Source organism: Patulibacter americanus DSM 16676 (assembly GCF_000420025.1).
In the GTDB taxonomy this organism is placed as follows: Bacteria; Actinomycetota; Thermoleophilia; order Solirubrobacterales; family Solirubrobacteraceae; genus Patulibacter; species Patulibacter americanus.
Window position 1 is genome coordinate 273,503 of record NZ_ATUD01000005.1, and the last position, 6,000, is coordinate 279,502.

General features: G+C 77.0%; 5 protein-coding genes. All 5 read left to right on the forward strand.

All coding sequences use genetic code 11. The features are described 5' to 3' along the window. The first annotated feature begins 124 nt into the window (after positions 1-124). Positions 125-2,536, forward strand: a complete 2,412-nt coding sequence (locus F593_RS28205; protein ID WP_022928811.1) for an ATP-binding protein — start codon at positions 125-127, stop codon at positions 2,534-2,536. A 23-nt stretch (positions 2,537-2,559) separates the two neighbouring features. After that, positions 2,560-3,144, forward strand: coding sequence for an HD domain-containing protein (locus F593_RS0111040; protein WP_022928812.1), 585 nt, complete (start codon positions 2,560-2,562; stop codon positions 3,142-3,144). 83 nt (positions 3,145-3,227) lie between these two features. Continuing rightward, a complete protein-coding gene (locus tag F593_RS0111045) occupies positions 3,228-3,908 on the forward strand; it encodes a response regulator transcription factor (RefSeq protein WP_022928813.1) in 681 nt (226 codons plus the stop codon). After that, complete coding sequence (locus F593_RS24385; protein WP_022928814.1) at positions 3,905-4,870, forward strand: HAMP domain-containing sensor histidine kinase; 966 nt, start codon at positions 3,905-3,907, stop codon at positions 4,868-4,870. Before F593_RS0111045 ends, F593_RS24385 begins: the two co-directional genes overlap by 4 nt. Before the next feature lie 105 nt (positions 4,871-4,975). Beyond that, positions 4,976-6,000: DUF4153 domain-containing protein (locus F593_RS28210; RefSeq protein WP_022928815.1), on the forward strand; the 1,025-nt coding region annotated here is incomplete at its 3' end.

Sequence of the window (6,000 nt, forward strand, 5' to 3'; positions counted from 1 at the left end):
GGCCGCGGGAACCGCCGGTGGGCGTATCCGCCAATCGGACGATGTACGCCCGCCGTCGAGTTCGACATCCTGTGACCCTGCCCGTCGGCGCCCCGCACCCACCGCAGCCGTCGCGGCCCGGCCCGTGACCCGCGGGCTCGGGCGCCGCATCGGCCTCGTCTCGGTCGCCGCCGCGGCGCTCGTGGCCGTCATCGTCGCTGCCCTCGCGCTCGGCGTGGTCGCCCTGCGTGATGCGGGACGGGCGAGCGCGGCCGCGGAGCGCGACATCGCCCTGGCCAACCGCATCCAGCGGGTCGTCACCGACCTCGAGACGGGGGAGCGGGGGTTCCTCGTCTCGGGCGACGAACGGCTGCTGGGGCCCTTCAACGAGGCCCGCCGGGTGCTGCCGGGGTTGCTGGCGCAGGCGGCCGGGGCCGCCGACGGCCGGGCCGAGGGGTGGCAGGTCGCCGCCGTGACCGCCGCCATCCGGGAGTACGAGTCCCGCTGGGCGGTGCCCGTGGTCGAGCTGGCCCGGCGCGACCTGCCGGCGGCCCGTCGACGCATCGGGGCGGGCGATGCGCTCGACGCCGTGGAGCGGCTGCGCGGGGCCTACACCGTCTTCGTCCGCGGGCAGCAGGCCGACGCCGACCGTACCCGCAAGCGGGCCGACCGCGCCGGCCGCCGGGCCATCGCGGCGGGTGTCGTCGGCGCCATCGCGTGCGGGCTCCTCGTGCTGGGATTCGGGGCCTCGCTCGTGCGCTCGGTCGTCCGCCCGGCCCGCGCGCTCGCGGACGCCGTGGACCGCGTCACCGGCGGCGACCTCCGCGCGACCGTGCCCGAGCGGTCCGCGGACGAGGTCGGCGATCTCGAGCGGGACCTGAACGTCATGGTCCGCGCGCTGCGCGAGCGGCGCGGGACGCACGAGGCCCAGCTGGCGGCCATCGACGCCCAGCGCGACGACCTCGAGAGCACGGTGGCGGCACTCGAGGACGAGAAGGCCTGGGTGAGCGCCCTGCACCGGTTCGTCGAGAGGCTCGTCGCCGCGAGCGGCCTGCCGGACTTGGCCGGCGTCGTGGTCGAGGAGATCGTCCACGACCTGGGCGGCGACGCCGCCGTCCTGTGGGTCGGCCACGGCGGGGCGACGCCCCGGCAGGTCGGCCTGACCGGTGCCGTCGCCTCCGCGGTCCCGGAGTCCGTGGAGCCCGGCGCGGGCGCCGTGGGCCGCGTCATGGCCGACGGCGAGCCGGTCGTGGCGGGTCGCGCCGACGCCCGCCTCGCCGTCGACGGGCTCGGGGGGCCCGTCCGGGTCCGCCACGAGCTCGCGATCCCGTTGCGGCAGGGCGACGAGGTGCTCGGCGTCGTCGCCGTGGGCCGGCTCGCCGACCACCCGTTCTCCGCCGCCGACGTCGCACGCGGACGGCGGCTGGGGGAGCAGGCCGCCGTCGCCCTGGCGCGCACGATCGAGGAGCGCCGCGTCGCCCGGCTGGCGGGCATCAACGCCGCGGTCCTCGAGGCCAGCAACTTCGGGGTCGTCCTCTTCGGGCCCGACCAACAGGTCGTCACGGCCAACCGCCGCCTGCGCGAGCTGTGGGAGGACCTGCGGATCCCTCTGGGCGGCGCCATGGAGGACCGCATCACCCGGGTGCTGGAGCTCGCCGTCGACCGGGGTACGGCCGAGGCCCAGATCGCGGGGGCCACCGCCGTGTCCGACGCCCGGGCGGAGATCGACCTGCACGACCCCGACGACGGGCGCTGGTTCACGTCGCGCACCGACCCGGTGTTCAGCCCGACCGAGGAGCCGCTCGGCTGGCTGACGACGTGGCGCGAGACGACGGAGGAGCACGAACTCGAGCGGGTGCGCGACGAGTTCGTCGCCACGGTCACCCACGAGCTGCGCACGCCGCTGTCCTCCGTGGTGGCCGCCACCGACCTGCTCGAGGACGAGACGGAGGAGCCGACGGCGGGCCAGCGGCACTGGACGGGGATGATCCGCCGCAACGTCGACCGCCTGCTGCGCCTGGTCGACGACCTCCTGACGGTCGCGCGGGCCGAGTCGGGGCGCTTCACCGTACAGCCGCGGGAGGAGGACCTCGCGACGATCGCCGCGGACGCGGCCCAGAGCGCACAGGCGGCCGCGAGCGCGAAGGATGTGGAGGTCCGGGCCGAGGTGCAGCCGTCGCCCGTCCGCGTGGACGCCACCCGGATGGCGCAGGCCGTCGACAACCTGCTGGCCAACGCCGTCAAGTTCACGCCACCCGGAGGCCTCGTGCGGATCCGCGTGGCGCCACGGCCGGAGGACGCCACCGTGGTGCTCGAGGTGGCGGACTCCGGCATCGGCATCCCGGAGGAGGACCGGGAGCACCTGTTCGAGCGGTTCTACCGCGCGCCCGCCGCGACGGAGGGGGCGATCCCCGGAACGGGTCTGGGGCTGACGATCACGAAGGCGATCGTCGACGCGCACGGCGGCTCGGTGCGGGTGGCCGACGGCATCGACGGGGGCACGGCGTTCGTCGTCGTGCTGCCGGCAGGCGGGCCGACGCAGACGCCCGCCGACTGAGCCGTTCCGCTACGAATGGGGACATGCCTCAGCCCCTCTCGCGTGATCAGGCCTGGACCCTCCTGCAGGAGTGGGTGGAGGAGACGTCGCTCCGGCGCCACTGCCTGGCGGTCGAGGCCTCCATGCGCGCCTACGCCGTCCGGGGCGGGGAGGACGAGGAGCTCTGGGGCGTCACCGGCCTGCTCCACGACGCCGACTACGAGCGCCACCCCGACCTGGAGACCGGTCACCCGCGGGTCATCCTGAAGGAGCTCGCCGACCGCGACGCGCCGCCGGAGATGCTCGACGCCATCGCGGGCCACGCCCCGTACATGGGCGTCCCGCGAAAGACCCCGCTGGCCCGCACGCTGTTCGCCGTTGACGAGCTCTCGGGCTTCGTGATGGCGTGCGCCAAGGTCCGGCCCCAGGGCATCCACGGCCTGACCCCGAAGTCCGTGAAGAAGAAGCTCAAGACGGCGTCGTTCGCCGCCGCCGTGGATCGTGGCGACATCGTCCTCGGCGCGGAGGAGCTGGGGGTGGACCCGGACGAGCACATGACCGTCGTGATCGCCGCGCTCGAGCCGCTCGCGGTCGAGCTCGGCATCGACGGGCAGCCCGCCGCCGCCTGAGCGCTCCGCGGCGGCGGATCTGCACAGGATCCGCACACCCCGCCCACCCGACGGCCATGGGTCGCCCCGTAGCATCGCCCCCGATGAGCCGGCGGACGATCGTGGTGGTGGAGGACGACGCGACGATCGCCGGCGCGGTGGCCGCGCGGCTGCGCGCCGAGGGGTTCGGGGTCGAGGTCGCCGGGTCGGGCCCGGACGGGGTCGCGCTCTGCGCCCGCGTCGCGCCCGACCTGGTGCTCCTGGACTGGATGCTCCCCGGGTTCGACGGCGTCGAGGCGTGCCGGCGGATCCAGGCCGACCGGCCGGTGCCGGTCATCTTCCTCACGGCCCGCGACGCCGAGGCAGACGTGCTCGTCGGCCTCGGGATCGGGGCCGACGACTACGTCGTCAAGCCGTTCAGCCCGCGAGAGCTCGTGGCCCGCATCCACGTCGTGCTGCGCCGCACCGCCCGGACGCCGGAGCAGCCCCGCGCCGCCAGGGTCGCGATCGGGCACGACGTGCTCGACCTCGACGGCCGCCGGCTCCTGCGGGACGGGGCCGAGGTGCCTCTGACGCCCACGGAGCTCGACCTGCTCGCCACGCTCGCCGCCCGCCCCGGCCGCGCGTACTCCCGTGACGAGCTGCTCGCCGAGGTCTGGGCGTGGCGGGGAGGCGGCGCCACGCGCACCGTCGACTCCCACGTCGCCGCGCTGCGCCGCAAGCTGGGGGCAGGGGTGGTGCGGACGGTCTCCGGCCACGGCTACGCGCTGGGGGACGGCGCGTGAGCGCTCCGCGACCACTCGACCGGCTCGCGTCGCTCAAGCTGCGCCTGGGCCTCCTCATCGTCCTGGCGATCGGGGTGACGCTCGCGACGATGGTCGTCGCCGGCCTGCTCGACGTGCAGCTGCGCTACGGCGCGCTCGCCGCCCTCGCGCTGTCCCTCCTGACCGTGCAGGTCGTCGCCCGCGGCACGACCGCCCCGCTGCGGGCGCTCGCCGCCGCGGCCGACCGCGTGGCCGGCGGGGAGCACGGGGTGCGGGTGCGCGTCCGCGGCCGCGACGAGGTGGCGCAGCTCGGCCACGCCTTCAACCGGATGGCCGCCGAGCTCGAGGAGACCGACCGCATCCGCCGCGATCTCGTCGCGGACGCCGCGCACGAGCTGCGCACCCCGCTCGGGGCGCTGCGGGCCGTGCTCGAGAACGCGGTCGACGGCGTGGCGCCGGCGGACCCCGGGGCGTTGCTCGGGCAGGTCCGGCGGCTGGGCGACCTCACCGACCAGCTCCTGGATCTGTCGCGGCTCGAGGCGGGGGCGGCGACGCTGCGGCGCCGGACCGTGCCCGTGACGGAGCTGCTCGACGCCGCGCTCCTGCGGGGCGACGCGCACGTCGAGCGGGACGTGCCCGGCGACCTCGTCGTCCACGGCGATCCGGACCGGCTCGGCCAGGTCCTCGGCAACCTGCTGGAGAACGCGCGCCGCCATGCCCCCGGCGCCCCGGTCGCCGTCCGCGCTCGCGGGACGCCCGCCGGGGGCCTCCGGCTCGTCGTCGAAGACCGCGGGCCGGGCCTTGACCCGGGCGACGCGGAGCGCGTCTTCGAGCGCTTCGCCCGCGCGGACCACTCCCGCACCACGCCCGGATCCGGTCTCGGCCTGGCGATCGCCCGCTCCGTGGTCGAGCTGCACGGCGGCTCGATCCGCGCCGAGCCCGCCGACCCGCACGGGCTTCGGGTCGTCGTCGACCTGCCCTGAGCCCCCGGGGCGGCGCCGCCCGTGCCCGCCCTACCAGCACGCCGCCGCCCGCCGGGCGCCGGTGCCCCACGTCCGAACCACCCACCCGTCCGCGGAGGATCACCCGTGTCCCGAAGCTCCCTCGCCTGCGCCGCCGGCGCAGCCCTCGTCGCCGCCGTCCTCGTGGCCGGCAACCGCGTGGGCCTGGCCGTCACCGTGACGCTGCTCGCCGCGATCGCCGCCGGCGCCCTCGCGGCCCCGCGGCGCGTGGACCGCCCGGCGCTCGTCCTCGCCGTCGGCCTGGCCCTGCAGCCGACGCTGCGCGACGCGGGCTGGGTCGCGGCGGCCTGCGGGACCGGCGCGCTCGTCGCCGGTGCCGCGGCCGTGCGGCGCCCCGCCGCCTGGCCCGCGCTCCTGACCGTCGTCCTGGCACCGTTCCGGCTGGCCGGCGGGGCGGCGCTCCTGGGGCGGTCGGCGCGACGGCGCGTGCCGGCCGCGGCCGGCGTGCCGTGGGCCGCGGTCGTGCGCGGCGTCGGGATGGCGGCGCTGCTCGTCGGCGGCTTCGGGGCCCTGTTCGCGTCGGCGGACCCCGCGTTCGCCGACGCGACGGGGGACCTCCTGAACGTGGGCGTCGACCCGGCCTCGTGGACGCGACGCCTCGGCTTCGGGGCCCTCGCGGGGACGATCGCCGCCGCGCTGGTGCGGCTCGCGGCCGTCCACGGGCCCGTCACCGCCGCCCGGCGGTCCCGCACGCCGGGCCGCGTCGAGACGCTGATCGCCCTCGGTGCCCTCGTGGCCCTGTTCGCCGCGTTCGTCGCCGTCCAGGCCCCCGTGCTGTTCGGCGGCGCGGACCACGTGGCGGTGACCGACGACCTCGGCTACGGCGACTACGCCCGGGCCGGGTTCCTCCAGCTCCTCGTCGTCGCGACCCTGACCCTCGCCGTCGTCGGGGTCGCCGCCCGTCACCGCGACCGAGCCGTCCGCGGGCTGCTCGCCGCACTCTGCGTGCTCACGCTCGTCGTGCTCCTGAGCGCCCATCTGCGGCTGCGGCTCGTGGAGGACGTCTACGGCCTCACGCGCGTGCGCTACGGCGGCCACGCCGTTCTGGTCTGGCTCGCGGCGGTCGTCGGCCTCGTGCTGTTGGCGGGCGC